The 17,075-nt window shown below is 69.2% G+C and carries 16 protein-coding genes; 5 read left to right on the top strand and 11 right to left on the bottom strand.

Annotated elements, in window-relative coordinates; all coding sequences use genetic code 11:
- Positions 1-4: 4 nt before the first annotated feature.
- On the bottom strand, positions 5-4,024 hold the full coding sequence (locus tag ACGFH6_RS31325) for a S8 family serine peptidase (RefSeq protein WP_393391141.1): 4,020 nt from the start codon (positions 4,022-4,024) through the stop codon (positions 5-7).
- Positions 4,025-4,179: 155 nt separating this feature from the next.
- Here ACGFH6_RS31325 and ACGFH6_RS31320 point away from each other — a divergent pair, with 155 nt between their 5' ends.
- The gene (locus tag ACGFH6_RS31320; RefSeq protein WP_393391140.1) at positions 4,180-4,956 is read left to right on the top strand and encodes a TrmB family transcriptional regulator; all 777 of its coding nucleotides are present in this window, start codon (positions 4,180-4,182) and stop codon (positions 4,954-4,956) included.
- Entirely contained in the window at positions 4,956-5,459 is a 504-nt protein-coding gene (locus tag ACGFH6_RS31315) for a winged helix-turn-helix domain-containing protein (RefSeq protein WP_393391139.1), read from the top strand. Before ACGFH6_RS31320 ends, ACGFH6_RS31315 begins: the two co-directional genes overlap by 1 nt.
- Here ACGFH6_RS31315 and ACGFH6_RS31310 read toward each other — a convergent pair.
- On the bottom strand, positions 5,453-5,983 hold the full coding sequence (locus ACGFH6_RS31310) for a hypothetical protein (protein ID WP_393391137.1): 531 nt from the start codon (positions 5,981-5,983) through the stop codon (positions 5,453-5,455). The genes ACGFH6_RS31315 and ACGFH6_RS31310 overlap by 7 nt on opposite strands.
- An 88-nt stretch (positions 5,984-6,071) precedes the next feature.
- Here ACGFH6_RS31310 and ACGFH6_RS31305 point away from each other — a divergent pair, with 88 nt between their 5' ends.
- Both ACGFH6_RS31305 and ACGFH6_RS31300 read left to right on the top strand, forming a co-directional pair.
- Positions 6,072-6,578 (top strand): sigma-70 family RNA polymerase sigma factor, encoded by a 507-nt coding sequence (locus tag ACGFH6_RS31305; RefSeq protein ID WP_393391135.1) that lies wholly within the window; start codon positions 6,072-6,074, stop codon positions 6,576-6,578.
- Positions 6,575-7,189 (top strand): anti-sigma factor family protein, encoded by a 615-nt coding sequence (locus ACGFH6_RS31300; RefSeq protein ID WP_393391133.1) that lies wholly within the window; start codon positions 6,575-6,577, stop codon positions 7,187-7,189. The genes ACGFH6_RS31305 and ACGFH6_RS31300 overlap by 4 nt, the downstream gene beginning before the upstream one ends.
- A gap of 1 nt (position 7,190) precedes the next feature.
- Here ACGFH6_RS31300 and ACGFH6_RS31295 read toward each other — a convergent pair whose 3' ends face one another.
- The 4 genes from ACGFH6_RS31295 to ACGFH6_RS31280 form a co-directional block, all read right to left on the bottom strand.
- Positions 7,191-8,450 (bottom strand): hypothetical protein, encoded by a 1,260-nt coding sequence (locus tag ACGFH6_RS31295; protein WP_393391131.1) that lies wholly within the window; start codon positions 8,448-8,450, stop codon positions 7,191-7,193.
- Between the two features lie 7 nt (positions 8,451-8,457).
- Positions 8,458-9,993: an alkaline phosphatase D family protein gene (locus tag ACGFH6_RS31290; protein WP_393391129.1), complete on the bottom strand. Its 1,536-nt coding sequence runs from the start codon at positions 9,991-9,993 to the stop codon at positions 8,458-8,460.
- A gap of 145 nt (positions 9,994-10,138) precedes the next feature.
- On the bottom strand, positions 10,139-10,513 hold the full coding sequence (locus tag ACGFH6_RS31285; RefSeq protein WP_393391128.1) for a DUF1304 family protein: 375 nt from the start codon (positions 10,511-10,513) through the stop codon (positions 10,139-10,141).
- Positions 10,510-10,884: a cupin domain-containing protein gene (locus tag ACGFH6_RS31280; RefSeq protein ID WP_393391126.1), complete on the bottom strand. Its 375-nt coding sequence runs from the start codon at positions 10,882-10,884 to the stop codon at positions 10,510-10,512. The genes ACGFH6_RS31285 and ACGFH6_RS31280 overlap by 4 nt, the downstream gene beginning before the upstream one ends.
- A gap of 149 nt (positions 10,885-11,033) precedes the next feature.
- On the opposite strand from ACGFH6_RS31280, the gene ACGFH6_RS31275 reads away from it, so the two are divergent.
- On the top strand, positions 11,034-12,074 hold the full coding sequence (locus ACGFH6_RS31275; protein ID WP_393391124.1) for a helix-turn-helix transcriptional regulator: 1,041 nt from the start codon (positions 11,034-11,036) through the stop codon (positions 12,072-12,074).
- Here ACGFH6_RS31275 and ACGFH6_RS31270 read toward each other — a convergent pair whose 3' ends face one another.
- From ACGFH6_RS31270 to ACGFH6_RS31250, 5 genes are read right to left on the bottom strand one after another with little or no spacing between them, the layout of a single operon-like run.
- Positions 12,075-13,187: an N-acetylglucosamine-6-phosphate deacetylase gene (locus ACGFH6_RS31270; RefSeq protein WP_393391122.1), complete on the bottom strand. Its 1,113-nt coding sequence runs from the start codon at positions 13,185-13,187 to the stop codon at positions 12,075-12,077.
- Complete coding sequence (locus ACGFH6_RS31265; RefSeq protein WP_393391121.1) at positions 13,178-13,921, bottom strand: sugar isomerase domain-containing protein; 744 nt, start codon at positions 13,919-13,921, stop codon at positions 13,178-13,180. The genes ACGFH6_RS31270 and ACGFH6_RS31265 overlap by 10 nt, the downstream gene beginning before the upstream one ends.
- Positions 13,914-14,654 (bottom strand): 6-phosphogluconolactonase, encoded by a 741-nt coding sequence (locus ACGFH6_RS31260; RefSeq protein ID WP_393391734.1) that lies wholly within the window; start codon positions 14,652-14,654, stop codon positions 13,914-13,916. Before ACGFH6_RS31260 ends, ACGFH6_RS31265 begins: the two co-directional genes overlap by 8 nt.
- Positions 14,654-15,490, bottom strand: a complete 837-nt coding sequence (locus ACGFH6_RS31255; RefSeq protein ID WP_393391120.1) for a fumarylacetoacetate hydrolase family protein — start codon at positions 15,488-15,490, stop codon at positions 14,654-14,656. Before ACGFH6_RS31255 ends, ACGFH6_RS31260 begins: the two co-directional genes overlap by 1 nt.
- Entirely contained in the window at positions 15,487-17,016 is a 1,530-nt protein-coding gene (locus ACGFH6_RS31250; RefSeq protein WP_393391118.1) for a hypothetical protein, read from the bottom strand. The genes ACGFH6_RS31255 and ACGFH6_RS31250 overlap by 4 nt, the downstream gene beginning before the upstream one ends.
- Positions 17,017-17,075: the final 59 nt, after the last annotated feature.

Below are 17,075 nucleotides of genomic sequence, written 5' to 3'. Positions count from 1 at the left end.
ACCATCAGCGGACCCGCAGCGTGACGTCCACCGGCTTCGCCAGGTACGGCGTGTTCTCCCCGACCCAAACGCCCGCCGAGTAGACACCGGCCTTCAGACCAGCGGCATTCACCCGCACCGTCACCGTGACGCTCCGGCCCGGAGCCACTGTCGTCGATGGACCGGTGACCGACATCCAGGGCACATCCGTCTCGCCACACGCGCCGTACGTCGGCAACTGTTCCGCAGTGTCGACCGGGACGAACCCGGACCTGGCTGACCCGCCGATCCGGTTCAGCCCGCACGCGCTGCCACCGCGGTACAGGACATGCCCGGACGGAGCCAGCGCGGACCAGTGGTCGGTCGCCGGGTCGTAGGAGAACCCCTCGTTGGTGATGGCACCGGTCGTGCCGCCACCGGAGACCACGGTGGTGATGCCGCCGGAGACCAGCAGCCGCCCGTACGACTCGGTGTAGCCCATCCCCCACAGATCGATCGGCAGATCGGCCTTCTTCGTCCACACGTTCGTGGCCGGGTCGTACGCGAACGTGCTCTGCGAGATGGTCCCGCCGCGCCGGATCCCGCCGGCGCAGTACACCTTCCCCTCGAGCACCCCACAGGCCCGATGCCCGCCCGGCTCCGGGTAGTCCGCGAGTACGCTCCAGGTGTTGGTGACCGGGTCGTACCGCCGGACGTTCGTCGAGTCGCAGGCGTTCGAACATCCGCCGACCAGATACAGCTTCCCGTCCAGGACCGCCCGGCCCGCGGCCGCCTGAGCGTCCGGCGCGTCGGCCAACCGCGTCCAGGTATCGGTACGACGGTCGTAGCCGAATGTGATCTTCGACGGGACGAGGTCGGGACCCCAGCCACCGCTGACGTAGAAGGTGTCACCGATGAACGCCCCGGCCGCGTTCTCCCGGCCGTCGGGAAGATCCGCGATCGGCGACCACTCCGTGGTCGACGGGTTGTAGACATAGCCCTTCGCGGTGGTCAGCCGCCCGTCGACGCCGCCGACGGAGTACACCAGCCCGCCGACCTCACCAACGGTGTTGTCCATGATCCGGGTCGGGTAGTGAGTCAGATCGACCCACGGCCCGGCCGCCGGCGCCTCGGACCCGTGACCCTTCCCGTCCAAGGCATCGCGAGCCAGTGCCAGCGGCGAGTAGTCACCCGGCACCCGGGCCACACTGTTGCTGCCAGCAACCAAGGCGCTGTTGCCAGCGGCTACGACCTGCCGTTCACCGAAGCTGATCCTGGCCGGAGCGGTCCCGGTGTTCCGCACCGTGAACCGGGCTGTCGCGACGCCGCCTGCCTTGACGTCCAGGGTCACGGCACCAGGGTTCACAGACAGTTCCCCGGCCGACAGCCGGAGGTCGACCCGGCTGATCCGCCGGCTGTGCACCTGCACCCGCTCGGAGCCGTCCTGGTAGTCGACGAAGCTCGCGCCCACCGTCTGACGTCCGGCAGGCGAGAACATCCAGTAGAAGCCGTCGCCCACTCCGCCGTCGGCAGGCGTCGCCGCGGTCCGGACGGTCCGATCCGCAAGCTGAACCGATGCGCCGTTGAGCACCGCACCCGTGTTCCGGTCACTGACCTGGCCGAGCACCAGACCACCGTTCACCGGACCGCAGGTCAGGTCACCGACGAACACGTCGTCGACCTGCCAGAAGTAGGTGTTGTACTTCGCGTCCCAGTAGTGGAACCGCACCCGGACGCCGTTCTTGCCGGCTGCCTGCGGGATCGGTACGACGGTCCGCTCCGGCTGTACGCCGTCGGTCTGGTGAAGGACCGTCTGCCAGTTCGCGCCACCGTCCAGACTCAGATCGACGTCGCTGTTCTCGCTGAGTGAATGGAGGTTCTGCCGGAACGTGATCGCGGGCGACTTCCGGCCGCGCAGATCCAGCGCCGGCGACACCAGACTCGCGTCGAGCACGACCGGGCTACCCGGAGTCTGCCCGACGGCGAACCCGCCGGTGCCGCCGGTCCGGTTCCTCGTCCGGTACGGATCGTCGAACCGCCAACCGTTGTTGGTCCAACCAGCCGGCTGACCGTCGTCGAAGTCCGTCGAGACTCCGGCATAGCTGTAGCCAGGGGCAACACACGAGTCCGGATCCACCGTCAGCGACACATCCCGCCGGACATCCTGTCCGCGGACATCGATCGCCACGGAACCGGCCCGGTACCCCGGAGAGACCCCCTCGATCTTGTAGCTGTACGACGCGTTGGCCGGCAACTCGAAGCTGTAGCGACCGTTCTCCGGCTTGGTGTAGAAGACTCCGCCCGGCACGTCGTCGACCGTGATCTTCGCGTACAGCGGCCAGCCTTGACCGGATCCGTCCTCGACCGTTCCCGACACCGTGACCCGCGGCAGCGAGCGCAGCCGCACCGCCAGCTGACTCGTCTTCCCCGCGGTGACAGTCACCTGCGCGGTCCCGCCGTCGTACCCGAACGAGGACGCCGCGACGCTGTACGTGCCGACCGGAAGCGGCAGCGAGTACTTCCCGTCGTCACCGGCCGTGCGCTCCCGGCTGACTGGCCCGGTGATCTTCAACCCCGCTGACGGAATCGCCTTGCCGGTCCGTGAGTCCGTCACCGCGACGGCCAGCGTTCCGGTGTCGCCCACCGGTGCGGAGTCCACCAACGCCAACGCGTTCAACCGGCCCTCGCCGTACACGTTGTTGTCGGCATCTGTCCCGCCGCACTGTCCGTCCGGCGTATCCACGCTGCTCCCGTCGAGCAGGGCGCGCGTCGCGTCGACATCACCCACCAGCCCAGGGGCCGCCGACCACAGCAGTGCTACCGAGCCGGCCACGTGCGGCGCGGCCATCGACGTACCACTGGCATAGGCGTAGCCGCCCGGGACGGACGACCGGACGTCGACACCAGGTGCGGACAGGTTCGGCTTGGTGACACCGTCCTGGCCGCTGCCGCGGCTGGAGAACTCCGCGATCGTGTTGTTCACGTCGTACGCGCCGGTCGAGTAGTTCGACGCCAGACTGCCCGGTGAGCCGCTGGTGTGGCAGCTGAGGCCGTTGTTCCCGTTGGACCACACCGCGAAGATGCCGGACGCCGCCCACGCCTTGGTGATGTCCTCCATGAACGGATCGTTCGACGGAGCCTCGCTGCCCCAGGAGTTGTTGATGATCTGCGGGCGACGGCCGGCGTCGGGGTTCTTCCCGGCCAGGTCGGTCGGCTGCAGCATCCACTGGCCCGACGCGATCAGCGACGCGTCGCTCGGGCAGCACCCGTTCGCCGCGATCCAGTTCGCCTCGGGTGCGACTCCGATGCCATCCGCGCCGATCATCGTGCCCATCGTGTGGGTGCCGTGACCGTCGTGGTCGCACGGCACCGGTCCGCAGGTGCCGGCCGCGTCGAACCAGTTGTAGTTGTGGTCGAACGTCCCGTCCGGCTTCGTACCGCGGTACTGCTGGACCAGGGCGGGATGGTCGTACTGCACACCGCTGTCGATGCTGGCGACGGTGATCCCGGCGCCTCGATCGCCGTACTGGTTCCAGACGTCGTCGGCGTTGATGTTCGCGATACCCCACTCGACCGCCGCGGCCTCCTTCGCCGCCGCGGTCTTCTTGTCCAGCTTGGGCGGCTGGTACGACGTGGTGGCGTACAGCCCCTCGACGTCGGCCGACGCGGCGAGTTGCTCGGCCATCGCCAGGCTGCCGCCGGTGACGCGGATCGCGTTCGTCGCCCAGAACGACTGGTACGACGTCCCGGCCGCGTCGAGCTGGGCCCGGATGTCGTGTTGCGACGACTCGGCGGCGCGCTGCAGCGCCTCGGCGACCGCCGTGCCACGCGCCTTCCAGTCGTCGATGGCGGCGGCCTTGGACAGGTCCGGCTGCGCGCCGAACCGGACCCAGAAGGCGACGGGAGCGACCGACCTGCGGGTCAACTGGTCCCGCAGTGCCGGCTGGATCTTGTCCGCCCGTGGCGTCCCGGCCAGCGGTGCCGCCGGTGGATTCGCCCGGGCCGGGGCGCTGAGCAAGGTTGCTAGCAGTGCGATGCAGGCGATGACGGCCGCCCGGATTCTCATATGCCGACCTTCCGTGGAAATGGCAGGGTGGCCGGTGACTTTATGTCGCCTCGGCGGCAGAAAGCGGGGCAAACTGTCGGCACTTTGTGGGCAGATGTCGTCCAGCGACTGGAGAACTTGTTGACTGGAGCCAGGACGTCCGGGGAGGGAGCCAGATGGACACGGAGTCGTTGCTGGAAGAGCTGGGCCTGTCGAAGACCGAGGCCAAGGTCTACCTCTGTCTGCTCGGCGAGGCGCCACTGCCCGCCGCGACGATCGCCGACCGGACCGGGACCTCGCGCAGCAGCGTCTACCTGGTACTGCATTCTCTCGTCGACAAAGGACTCATCGACGCGGGCGCCGGCTACAGCAGCCGCTACCACGCCGCTCCCCCGGACCGGGCCTTGGCCGCGCTGCTGGAACGCGAGCGGCAGGAGCTCGAGAACCGCAAACAGCAGGTCGAGCAGGTGTTGCCCGACCTGTCCAAGTTGTTCGAGCAGAGCACCGGCGCGGACGGCGAACTCGTCGAGATCCTCCGCACCCCGAGCCTGGTCGGTCAGCGGTTCGACCGGCTCCAGTCCGAGGCACGCGAGAGCATCGACGTGGTCGTCCGCGGACCGCTCCAGGTCGGCGGCTCGAACGAGGCCGAGCTCGGTGCGCTCCGGCGGGGCGTCCGGGCCCGGGCGATCTACGACAACGCGATCCTCGCCGATCCGGTGGTCGCGAAGAACCTGCCGTCCTGGACGTCGGGAGGCGAGCAGGCGCGGGTGTATCCGGGCGCTTTGCCGATGAAGTTCGCCCTGTTCGACGCGCACACGGTGGTGATGCCGCTGGTCGCGCCGGGGGTCACCGGCGTGGTCGCGATCATCGTCCGCAACCACGAACTCGCGGCCGCACTCGAGTTCCTCTTCGACACGTTGTGGAGCGCCTCCGAACCACTGAAGCAGGCCTGATGGACGCCACCGCCGCTGTCCCGGTCGTCGTCTGTATCGCCACCAGTCCCGAGGAGCGCAGCCGGCTCGCCGCGCAGTTCGACGGCATTGGTGTGCTCGTCGTCGCGTCCGACCCCACCGTCGCCGGTCAGTTCCTCCGCCAGTTCCGCGGATCCGGCGGAGGCCATCCGGCCGGCGACGCGTCCGTCGTACGTGTAGGTGGCCTGCGCCTCGACGATCACGAGGCGACCTGGCACGGCGTGCCGTTGCCGTTGACACCGCACGAGTTGAAGGTCCTGGCATGCCTGGCGGAGCGGCCCGGCCGGATCTGGACGTACCAGCAACTGCACGACCGAGCCTGGGACGGCTCCTACTTCACCGGACCCGCGGCCGTGCAGTCGGTGATCAAGCGCCTGCGGGCCAAGCTGCGGCAGGCCGGCGTCCTGGTCCACATCGACGCCGCGCGCGGCCTCGGCTTCCGCCTGGTCGACGGGAAGGACCTCCGGCTGATCCGCGGTCAGTAGGCATAGCCCCCGTTACCGTTGCCGTTGCCGGACGAGGTCGACGGGGCCGGCGAGGGAGCCGCGGCCGTGGTGGTGGCGGCGTGCCAGGTGAAGCTGGCGCCGTCGAACTCGTCGGTCAGGTCCTGGCCCTTGTGCTGGCCCGCTGCGGTGTCGAGGCGGAACGTGTACAGCGGCTTGCCCTGGAAGGTGAGCTGGCTCTTGCCGGTGTCCGACCTCTGGACGACCCCGAGACCGTCCATGGCCTTCGCCGCGCTGTCCGTTCCCTCGACCGGCATCCAGAATTCCAGGCAGCCGGCCGTGCACTTGATCATGCCGCCCGCCTCCTGGTCCGCGAAGTAGACCGTCTTGCCGGCCGGATCGACCAGGGTCTGGCCGATACCGCTCACGTCCTTGACCGACACGGCGCCGTTCGCCGCAGGCGCAGGTTGATCCCCGGCCGCCTGCTGGTTGCTGCCACCGGCACCGCAGGCGGTCAGCGTCGCCAGCGCCGCGGTTGCCCCGAGCAACAGATTGAAAGCTCTCATGGGATGTTCTCCTCTCCCGGACAACTACGCACGGGCTCCGGCGATGGTTCAGTTGAACCTTTGACGGCTCTGGCGCGTATCTCCTTGTGTGGATGACGAAACGGTGATCCGCGCGCTGTACGACAGGTACCGGCGACCGTTGTTCGGCTACGTCCTGCGTTCGGTGGGCGGCGATCACCAGTACGCCGAGGACATCGTGCAGGAGACGATGGCCCGGGCCTGGACACATTCGGACCAGCTGGATCCGGAACGGGCCGGTCCGTGGCTGTTCACGGTGGCGCGCAACCTCGTCATCTCCGGGCGGCGCAAACGCGTGGCCCGCGTCACCGAGGTGCCGTTGGACGGGCGGCGTGACCCGGCCGCCGAGGCCGACGACATCGACCGGGTCCTGCAGGCCTGGCAGGTGGCCGAGGTTCTGCACGAGCTGAGTCACGACCACCTGCAGGTGATCGCCGAACTGTTCTACCGGCGGCGGACCGTCGCGGAAGCCGCCGTCGTCCTGGGAATCCCGCCCGGGACGGTGAAGTCGAGGAGCTATTACGCGCTGCACGCGCTGCGGGCCGCGCTGGAGGAACGGGGAGTGACCGGGACATGAAGTGTCCGGAGACCATCGCGATCGGGGCCTACGTCCTTGGCGCCCTGGACAGCGCGGAGCGCCACGCCACTGATCAGCACCTGCGCACGTGTGCGTCCTGCCGCGAGGCGTTGCTCCAGTTCGCACCACTCCCCGGCCTTTTGCACTCCGTTCCGCCCGAAGACATCGAGGTGGAGGATCCGGCGCCACTCCCGCTGCCCCCACGTCCGGTACGACGTACCCGTCGGTGGATCCTGGCCGCGGCGGCCACTGTCGCGGTGGTGGCGGCCGGCGGGGTGGTCGGCTGGCGAGCGATCGACACCCCGGACTCGGTGACCTGGACGGCGACGAACGGCGTGGGTGGGATCGACACGACGGCGGAGCTGACCAGCAAGGGCTGGGGTACCGACATCCAGTTGCGGATGAGCGATCTGAAGCCCGGAGAGCACTGCGAGCTCCTCGTCCACGGCCGGGACGGCAGCGTGGAGACCGCGGGCTGGTGGGCGACCACGAGCACCTACAAGGCCAACGTCCCGGCGAGTACGTCGATCCCGCTGAAGGACATCGAGCGGCTCGAGGTGGTGACCTCCGGGAACACAGTGCTGAGCACGGTGTCCCCGGAGACGCGTTGAATCACCAGCTGTTGTTGGAGATTCCGGTGCCCAGATAGATCTGGTCGTACGTGTTGCCGTCGTTGTCGTCGGTGTAGGCGACAGCGACCTCGGCGAACGGCGAGACGGCCACCGTCATCTGTTCCTGGCGCCCGCCCGGGACCGAGCTGAGCTGTTGCGCGGACAGCCGGCCGGTGTCCGTGCCTGTGGTGCCGAAGCCACGGACCCAGACATCGAGGTCGGTGGCCTGAACCGTCCAGCCGACGACCGTCTGGGCCTGGTCGTCGATGCCGATCGACGGTACCTTGGCGCCGGTCGCGACCTGGACGTCGGCGTACCGGGCCGTGCCGGTCGAGGTGAAGTTGCGCGTCCAGGACCCCGCGGTGCCGGTGTGGTCGGACTCCCACGCGACCGCGAAGTCACCGTTGAAGTTCGCCGCCACCGCTGGATGTGTCTGCTGGCCGGTGGTGTTGGAGTTCGCGACCCGGCGGGACAGGGTAGCCGCACCGTTGGTGCGGGCCAGCCGGATCAGCCCGATCTCGTACGACGCGTTGGCGTCGCCGTCGTCCTCCCAGACGACAACCGCGTCGCCGGAGGCCGACGCCGCGACGTCCGGGTTGTGGTGCTGGCCGGTCGTGGTCGAGGCGGTGACTTCCCACGCGCGTGTCGTCGGACCGGTGAACCCGGCCGCCTTGACCGTCGGCTGGGTGCCGGTCTGGATGTCCTCCCACACCACGGTGAACGCGACCGCCGCACTCGACGGTGCACCGTCCGGATCGACCGACACCCGCGGGTTGATCTGCTGGCCGTCGGCGCTGGTGTTGGCGTTGCCCGATGCGGTCACGGTGCCCGCGGTGTTCAGGACGCGGTACGGGATGTTGTAGAAGCCGTTGCCGTCCGGGTCGTCCTGCCACACCACGACCGCGTTGCCCTTGTCGTCCAGGCCGAGGTCCGGGTGCAGGTGGCGCCAGTTCGTCACGCCACTGCTGCCGGCGGCGGACACCTTCTTCTCGTACAGCGCGGTTCCGTTGTGGTACACCCGCACGAAGATCTCACTGTGCACGTTGTCGGTCGCGTTGTCGGTGTCGCGGTCGTCCTCCCACGCCACGGCCACGTAACCGTTGCGGTTGGTCGCGATCGACGGCGCGTCCTGGTCACCGGTCGACACACTGTTGGCGGTCTCCCAGGTCGGTGCGGCGATGTGCGCCTGCGCACTCGGAGCGGCGAGTACGGCGGGCGACAGCAGGGTGATGGCTGCGACAGCAGCTGCGGAAAGCTTCATGATCCCCTCACACAGCCTGCAGGCCGGGCTGGCCCTCTTGGACGACGAACGACTTGAGGGTCGTGGCAGCGGCACCGTGCTCCGACACCTTCGCCACCGCGCGGAAGTCGGTCCGCATCTGCGTCGGGCTGAGCGTCGCCCGGACGTACCCGCGCCGGTTGCTGTAGAACTTCAGCCACGGGTTGGTCCCGGCGTCAGGAACCGTGGTGGAGGCGTCGCCGTCACCGCTGGACGTGACCGAACTGGTGACGAGCTCGGTGCCGATGGTCGCCGAGTTCGCGTTGTTGTAGTCCGCCTTGAGGTCGTTCGCCCAGGCGCGGTGCACGTCGCCGGTCAGTACGACGGGGTTGCGCGTACCCCGGTCGACCCAGCCCTGCTGGATACGCGCCCGGGATGCGCGGTAGCCGTCCCATGAGTCCATGCTCGCGCCAGTCGAGTTGAACCGCCGAGCGAAGAACACCTGCTGACCGATGATGTCCCAGGTGCCCAGATGCTGGTTCAGACCGTCGAGCAGCCAGGTCTCCTGCGCATTGCCGGGCAGGCTGCGCGAGGCAAGGTCCGCGTCCGAGCAGATCTTCCAGCCGTCGCCGCAGGCCTGGTCGTTGCGGTACTGACGAGTGTCGAGCATGTGGAACGTTGCCAGACTCCCCCAACGCAGCCGCCGATACAGCGGGATGCTGTTGCCGCTGTTGGCCTGCGCCGGCCGCAGCGGCATGTTCTCGTAGTACGCCTGGTACGCCGCCGACCGTCGTGCGGTCCACTGCGCAGCCGTCAGCGCCGGGGTGTTGTTCTCGCGGATCGTGCCTGCGTAGTTGTTCTCCACCTCGTGGTCGTCCGGTACGACGATCCACGGCGCGACCGCATGCGCGGCCTGCAGATCCGGGTCGGTCTTGTACTGCGCGTACCGCCGCCGGTAGTCCGCGATCGTCACGATCTCGGCCCCCACGTGCAGCCGCGGCCGCCCGGAGGTGGCGCCGTACTCGTAGATGTAGTCGCCCAGGTGCAGGATGACACCCGGGTTCTCCTCGGCCATCCGGCGATAGACGGTGTAGTAGCCCTCCTCGTAGTGCGAGCAGGAGGTGAACGCCATCGTCAGGTCGCGTCCGGCCGCGCCGATCGCGGGCGTGGTCCGGGTGCGGCCGACCGGCGAGACGTGGCCCTGGGCACGGAATCGGTAGAAGTAGTCGGAGTCGGGGTTCAGATTGCCGGCGACGACGTGGACGGAGTGGGCGGTCGCGTAGGTCGCGGTGACCTGGCCGTTGGCGACCAGCGTGCTGAAGGTGTCGGTGGTGGACACCTGCCAGTCGACGACGATGTTCGTGTCGGTCATCCCGCCGTGACCGTCGGCGTTCAGCGGCGAGGGGGCCAGCCGGGTCCACAGCACGACGCTGTTCGCGTCGGGCTCACCGGACGCGATGCCGAGCTGGAACGGGTACGGGACGGCGGCGGTCGCCGCGATCACGGCCGAGCGGACCGGCAGAGCGCTGACGCCGGCCGCGGCGAGTCCGCCGAGGACAAGGGTTCTGCGACTGATTGGGCTCATGAGCCTCACCTTCACGGGTACTCAGGGCGGCAGGGTCCCCGGCTGGATGAAGCTGATGGTGACATCCGGAGAACCTTGAGTGATGGTGCTTGATGCCCATAGTTGCGCAAGACCCGTAAGTTTCCTACACCTCGCGCTGTACTGCTCAGTTGAGGGCGAGGATGAGCAGCACCGCCGCGGGGACTCCCTCGAGGAGCGCGTTGAACCACAGCTTCCGCTGTGACACCACCAGGACGACGGCCAGGAACGTGTGCTGCGCGGCGGTGAAGACGACCAGGGCCTGTCCTTGTGCGAGGTGATCGTTGCGCGCGAGCAGCACGCCGACTACCAGCGCGATCGCTGTGGTGAGGTTGTAGAAGCCCAGGTTCACAGTCCACAACCGGACCGCGTCGAAGTCGCGAGGCTTGGTCAGGAACAGCGGGTAGAGCCGCGGGTGGCGGTACAGGAACGACTCCATCACGAACACCACGGTCAGCATCACGGCGATGAAGATCGCCAGCACCTGCGCCGCCGTACTCATGACTGCAGCTCGGCGAGCTCGGCGAAGAGCACGCTCATCCGGCCGGTCTGGCTGATGGCAAGGAACTTGGCCGACGGCGTGAGCACGGAGAACGTGTTCAGCGTGCCGGCCGGGATGGTGATCGACGCGCCTGGGCCGAGGTCATAGCCCTGATCGCCTGCCTGCACGAGGATCCGGCCGGTCAGGACGTAGAACGCCTTGCTCCAGGACTCGCTGTGCGGTGGCGCGGCCGGGGCGCGCGGTGCGTCGACCTCGAACACCTCGTACTGCGCGCCGGTGTGCTCGCTGCCGACCTTGACCGTCACGATCGCATCCGGGGCGGCGTACTCCGCGCCTGTCCCGGCTGTGCTCAGGTGTACCGACTCAGTCATGATGCCTCCCTTGTGGCTGCGACTGTGTGGGTGCGACGGTAGGCAGCGGTGAGCGGCGGTTCCATCCCGTCCACCGGGGGTCCGGATCGCCCTGGATTCCCCACATTTCAGGGATAGGCGGGTCCGGTACGGCGGCGCATACTGAGCGCATGTGGGAGGGCCGGGCGCGAGCCGCGCGCCGGGACATCGCGGCACTGGCCACGTCCGGACTGGGCGTCGCGGAACTGCACGCCGCGGCGATCGAGGTGGTCGAGCAGGTCGTCGGCAGTGAGCTGACCTGCTGGGCCGCGATGGATCCGGGCACGCTGGTGATCAGCTCGATGACGAGCGGTCGTGACCACATCCCGCCCGAGTACGAACCCACGCTGGCCGAGACGGAGTACGCCGGCACCGTCCCGAACTCGTTCGCCGACCTGGCCCGCCGGCCGTACCCCGTGGCGCGACTGTCCGACCTGCCGTACCGCGAGGTCGTCGGGCACCGGCGGCTGAACGAGATCTGGCGGCCACTCGGGATCGAGCACGAGGTGCGGGCCGCGTTCACCGTCGACGGGGACTGCTGGGGCGCGGCCGGGTTCGTCCGGAGTGGTCCCGAGTTCAGCGACCGCGAGGTCGAGTTCCTCGGCTCGGTGGGGCCGGCGATCGGCGCGGCGACCCGGGTGGCGGTGCGGACCGATGCCCACGGCTACAGGGGCGGGGCCGGACCGTCCATCGTGGTGACCGGCCCGAGCGGTGAGCCGCGCGCGATCACCGCGGCCGCGCGGACCTGGCAGGACGAGCTGAACGAGATCGCGCCCGGGCGGTTCAGCACCCTCCTGCGTGCCGTGGTGACTGGGACTCGGGCAGCCGGGACGTTCCAGGCGCGGGTGCAGACCGCGCGCGGCGGCTGGGTGGTGCTGCAGGGTAGCCGGCTGATCAGCGACGACGACCAGTCAGAGGTCGTCGTCACGATCGAACCGGCCGGTGGGCACCACCTGGTCGGCATGCTGCTCGCGGCGTACGGACTGACCACTCGGGAGCGCGAGATCTGCCTCGAGGTCATCTCGGGCCACAGCACCACGGAGATCGCCGACCGGCTGTCGATCTCGCCGCACACGATCCAGGACCACCTGAAGTCGGCGTTCGCCAAGGTCGGTGTGCGGAGCCGCGGCGAACTCGTCGCCACCCTGCGCCCGGACGACCTGACGCTCTGATCAGAAGGCGAGAGTGCGGTCGCCGGGCTGCCAGCGGAACGTGATGACGTCCTCGACCGGAACGCCGGGCCCCAGCCGGCCGTTTGTCCCGTCGATGATCCGGCGGGGCGTCGCGACGGCCATGGTGAGGGCCTCGGGCAACGAGAAGGCGGCGGCCGCCCAGGCGACGCCGTCCGCGAGTGGCGCGGCCGCCCCAGCCAGGTACGGCGTACCGAGGACGAGCAGGCGTCCGTCATCGGTGAGTTCCACCTCGCCGCCGACGGGCGACGAGTAGGTGCCCGGTGGCCTGCCGCCGGTCGCCACCGAGTCGGAGACCAGGAAGGACCGATCCAGGCCCTTCGCGCGGACCATCGCCACGAACGTGTCCATCGGGAGATGGTGGCCATCGGCAATGAACCCGGCGCTCAGCCGGTCCTCGGCCAATTGTGCCCACAGGTAGTTCGGGTGGCGCGGCAACTGGGCGTGCGCGCCGTTGCCCAGGTGGGTGGACAGCGTCGCGCCGGCCTCGGCCGCGGCACGGATCTGCGCGCCGTCCGCGTGGGTGTGCCCGACCGCCACTCGGATGCCGGCGGCAACGACCTCCGCGATGAAGTCGGCACTGTCAGGCCAATGCGGAGACACGGTGATCAAGCCGACGAGTCCGTCCGACACGTCCTGGCAGAGCTCGAACTCGGCCAGATCGGGCGGACGGACGAAGGCCGCGTCATGGGCGCCGCGCGGACCGTCCTGGTCGGAGATGTGCGGACCCTCGAGGTGCACGAACGGAACGGCAGCCGCAACCTCGGCGTCCTGCCGCCTCGCTTCGGCCACGATCCCGAGAGCACGACGGTTCCGCTCCGGGCTCGCCGTGATCAAGGTGGGCACGAAGACCGTGACTCCGACCCGCCGCAACGCCTCCCGCAGACCGCGGACCGTGTCCACGGACAGATCGTCGCCGTTCAGGTCGTACCCGGCGTACCCGTTGACCTGCAGGTCGACGAGTCCACGGCTGATCCACGGCAGGTCCGCGTCTCCGGGCGCTCGCTCGATGCGGGAGATCAGGCCGTCGGCGTACTCGACGTGGAGGGTCTCCCCCGACCACGGGTCCCGGCCGGACATCCTGTCTAGAGCCACCGCACCCGCTCCCTGAATCTGCCGATGAAGGCCGCGTTCGCCTCGTCCCCTCCGGGTGCGTTGCCGCTGCGCCACACCGGCGGTACGACGTTCTGCTCGATCAGCCGCTCGATCGTGGCCAGCACCATCGTATTGAGCGTGAACGCGTTGGCGAAGGTGGAGACCGCGGCGACCCGTTCGGGCATCCCGGCGACCTCGATCACCGCATCGCCGATCGGGACCTTGGTGTCGACGGCAACGTCGACGACCTCGTGCAGGTTCGCACCGGACGGATGCCGCGCCGGATGCGACTTCGCCGTCTGCTCGGCGTGCTCACGGGAACTCACGCCGATCGTCCGCGCGCCCCGCTCGCGAGCGGTCAGGGCCGCGTCGATGAGCGCCGCGTTGATCCCGTAGGCGTTCACCAGCAACAGCAGATCGTCGGAGCCGAGCCCGGCGTTCTCGATCACTATCCGACCGTAACCCGGCGTGCGCTCCACGGCCATGGAGCGGAGCGCGCCGTTCGACAGCAAGGTGCCCTCGTCGAGGATCGCGGAGACGTGCATCAGGCCGCCGGCCCGGAAGAAGATCTCCTGGGCGGCCAGGTTCGAGTGCCCGCCCGGTCCGTACACCTGGATCAGCCGATCGGCGGCGACCTGCTCGGCCATCAACCGGGCAGCGGCCGCGATGGACTCGCCCTCCTCCGCCTCGATCCGCCCGAGTAACGCCGTGATCGCGGTCAGGTACTCACTCATCGGGGCTGGCCTCCTGATCGAGATACAGCCGGGCCCGCGGATGCGTCCGCAGCGCACTCGCCGGTATGCCGGGATCCACCGGACCGTGCAACGTTCGCCGCACGGCGTCGGCCTTGGCCGGACCGGACACCATGCAGAAGATCTCGCGCGCCGACAGCAGGAACGGAACCGTCAGCGTCCAGGCATGGGTGGGTACGTCGTTCAGCGACGCGAACAGCCCTTCGTCCACCTGCTGCCGGCGGCTGGTCTCGTCGAGTGCGACCACCTGCACGACGTCCGTGGTGGTGAAGTCGGCCGGCGGTTCGTTGAACGCGAGGTGCCCGTTGACACCGATCCCGGCCAGCACGACGTCGATCGGCGCGGCCGCGACCAGCGCTGCGTAGCGAGCCGCCTCGGCCACCGGATCCGCGCCGCCGGCCGGGTCGAAGACAGCCAGCGGCGCCGGAGCGGTGAAATGCCGGCCCAGCCACCGGCCGAAGCGTTGCTCCGCAGCGACCGGGAGCCCGACGTACTCGTCCATCTGGAACGCCTCGACCTGTGACCAGTCGATGCCCTCGGCAACGGACAGCGCCGCCAGCGTGTGCTGCTGGCTCGGCGCCGCCGCGAGGACCAGCCGGGCCGAGCCCTGCGAATGGATGATCCGGCGCAGGGACTCGGCCGCGGCCGCCGCTGCCGCCGCCCCGACGGCTGCGGGATCCGGAAGCCTCTCGACCTCCAGCTTGTCGACGATCATCAAGACGCGGAGACCAGCCGGTTGTGCTGTTCACCCAGGCCGTCGGCCCACACGCGCACGACATCGCCCTTGCGCAGGAACCGCGGCGGCTTCTGTCCCGCACCGACGCCGGCCGGCGTGCCGGTGCTGATCACGTCGCCCGGGTAGAGCGTCATGTACTGCGAGATGTAGTGCACCAGGTGCGCAACGCCGAAGATCATGTTCCCCGTCGAGCCGTCCTGCAGCACGTCGCCGTTGACGTCCAGGCCCAGCTTGATCGCCTGCGGATCGGGGACCTCGTCGGCGGTCAGGATCCACGGACCCAGCGGGCAGAAGGTCGCCGCGTTCTTGCCCTTGTCCCACTGGCCGCCGCGCTCCAGCTGGAAGTGCCGCTCCGACACGTCGTTGGCCAGCACGTAGCCGGCGACGTACTCCAGCGCATCCGCCTCGCTGTCCAGGTAGGCCGCCGTACGCCCGATCACGACGCCGAGCTCGACCTCCCAGTCGGTCTTCTCGCTGCCGCGCGGGATGACGATGTCGTCGCGGGCGCCGATGACGGTGTCCGGTGCCTTCATGAACAGGATCGGCTCGGCCGGTGCGGCCTGGCCGCCCTCGGCCGCGTGGTCGGCGTAGTTCAGCCCCACGCAGACGATCTTGCCGGGGCTGAGCGGTGCGGCGAGCCGTACGTCGTCCAATGCGGCAGCCGTCCCCACGTCGGCGAGGGCCGCGGTGGCGCGCTCCCGGAGCCCGGCCGGGTCGAACGCCCCGGGCTCCCCCGCCAGCGTCACCACCCGGTCGTCCTCGGTCAGTACGGCGTCACGCAGACCGTCGTCGGTGTGGACACGTAGCAATCTCACTGATTCCTCCATGCGGCTTGTTTGGCCCAGTTCAGATACGCGATACCCAATGCGTGCGAGCCTTGCACCGGATCGAGCTGCACGGCGTCGTACACGCGGAGGGCCTGCTGGTAGACAAGGAGATCCTGCTCAGCGTACGCACCCCATCGTGCACACTGCACCGCGTTCGCGGGCACCGCGGTCCCGGTCCCGTCCACCCGGAACCAGACCTCGGTCTCGGACCGGACCACCCGCTGCGTGAACGTCTTGGTGAACCGCAGCACGTCCGTGGCCACGTCGGTCTCGATCTTCGCGTCGTACGCCGCGTGCACGAACTCGGTACTGATCGCCGCATGACTGATGTCCTCGATCTGCGTGGACGCGGAGTACCCCGGCGTGTACTCCGAGATCCCGGCGGTCTTCGGGAAACCGGCGTACATCTGGCTGTACGGCGGCCAGTAGGGCCAGACGTAGGCGCCGTCGGCAGCGAGGGTCAGACCTGCGCGGTACGCCTTCAGCATCTCGACGACCCGCGTCCGGTAGCGCTGCTGCCGTGTCACGCGGTAAAGCTCGACCAGCACCTGGCCGAGACCCTGGCTCTGGTTGTACGGCTGGATCGTGCCGTCGAACGGGATCGGCGCACCCTTGGGCCAGACGTAGTCACCGGTCCCGTCCGCGTGGGAGACCCACTCCGGGTCGTGGAACGCCACAGCCGCGGTGGCCGCGTCAAGCAGGTCCTTGGCCACCTTCTGCCTCGGGCCACGCCGCAACTTCGGCGACTGCAGCACCATCCGGGCATAGCGGGCGAGCGGGAACGCAATCATCCCGGTGTGGACGGCGAACACGTAGTACTGCGACTGGAAGGCGATCGTGGTCGCCGCCGGGGCGGGGCCGGCGGCGTGCGCGGTCCGACGGTCGACAGCAGTCCAGCGGAGCCCTGTGGTGTACGCGTTGTTGACCGCCGTCACGACGTACGACGTGGCAGCCGGATCGAGGGAGACACCGCGCAACGTCACGACACCGGTAGTGGCCGGGTTGCGCAGGATCAGGTCAAAGGTGTCGCCGCTGACGTTCGACACCTCGGCCGTCGACTCGGCCGCCCTGCTGCCGGCCCAGCGCAGCTGCACGGCCGGCTTGCCGTCGCCGTCCGGGAGCACGCCATGGCCCGCGGTGTAGTTGCCGGCCGTGCGCCACACCTTGCCGGACCGGCCGGCGTAGTCCTTCACGTGGCGGGCGTGGTCGGTGGTCGCCATCACGTGTTTGGCGCGCTGCTCGAAGGTGTTCAGGTAGCTCTCGTCCTCGTACGCCTCGTACATCCGGAGAAGGCTGAGCAGGAAGTAGGACTCCCCCCACGCGTACACCCCAGCCTCGTTGTTCTGCGGGTCGGACGCGAGATACCCGGCCCGGGCCACGTCGAAGGCCTCGGGCGAATCGTAGACGAGTGGAGCGGCGGACGCCTGGAGAGCCGGAAGCCCGGTCCAGGCGACGGCTCCGCCGGCGGCGGAGCCCAGGAGCAGGGTACGGCGACTGAGCTGCGGGTTCGACATGATGCCTCACTGGGGTGGACGGGAAAGGCGGGAACCACACGGGGCGGGCGGACGTGGCG

It is taken from the genome of Kribbella sp. NPDC049227 (genome assembly GCF_043197265.1).
Taxonomy (GTDB): Bacteria; Actinomycetota; Actinomycetes; order Propionibacteriales; family Kribbellaceae; genus Kribbella.
This window is presented reverse-complemented; position numbering and strand designations above follow the sequence as displayed.

Bases quoted from the DNA above. Each gene is read 5' to 3' on its own strand.
- ACGFH6_RS31260 (WP_393391734.1), bottom strand. From the start codon at position 14,654: ATGATCGTCGACAAGCTGGAGGTCGAGAGGCTTCCGGATCCCGCAGCC.
- ACGFH6_RS31250 (WP_393391118.1), bottom strand. From the start codon at position 17,016: ATGTCGAACCCGCAGCTCAGTCGCCGTACCCTGCTCCTGGGCTCCGCC.
- ACGFH6_RS31265 (WP_393391121.1), bottom strand. From the start codon at position 13,921: ATGAGTGAGTACCTGACCGCGATCACGGCGTTACTCGGGCGGATCGAG.
- ACGFH6_RS31295 (WP_393391131.1), bottom strand. From the start codon at position 8,450: ATGAAGCTTTCCGCAGCTGCTGTCGCAGCCATCACCCTGCTGTCGCCC.
- ACGFH6_RS31280 (WP_393391126.1), bottom strand. From the start codon at position 10,884: ATGACTGAGTCGGTACACCTGAGCACAGCCGGGACAGGCGCGGAGTAC.
- ACGFH6_RS31300 (WP_393391133.1), top strand. From the start codon at position 6,575: ATGAAGTGTCCGGAGACCATCGCGATCGGGGCCTACGTCCTTGGCGCC.
- ACGFH6_RS31290 (WP_393391129.1), bottom strand. From the start codon at position 9,993: ATGAGCCCAATCAGTCGCAGAACCCTTGTCCTCGGCGGACTCGCCGCG.
- ACGFH6_RS31310 (WP_393391137.1), bottom strand. From the start codon at position 5,983: ATGAGAGCTTTCAATCTGTTGCTCGGGGCAACCGCGGCGCTGGCGACG.
- ACGFH6_RS31285 (WP_393391128.1), bottom strand. From the start codon at position 10,513: ATGAGTACGGCGGCGCAGGTGCTGGCGATCTTCATCGCCGTGATGCTG.
- ACGFH6_RS31275 (WP_393391124.1), top strand. From the start codon at position 11,034: ATGTGGGAGGGCCGGGCGCGAGCCGCGCGCCGGGACATCGCGGCACTG.
- ACGFH6_RS31325 (WP_393391141.1), bottom strand. From the start codon at position 4,024: ATGAGAATCCGGGCGGCCGTCATCGCCTGCATCGCACTGCTAGCAACC.
- ACGFH6_RS31320 (WP_393391140.1), top strand. From the start codon at position 4,180: ATGGACACGGAGTCGTTGCTGGAAGAGCTGGGCCTGTCGAAGACCGAG.
- ACGFH6_RS31315 (WP_393391139.1), top strand. From the start codon at position 4,956: ATGGACGCCACCGCCGCTGTCCCGGTCGTCGTCTGTATCGCCACCAGT.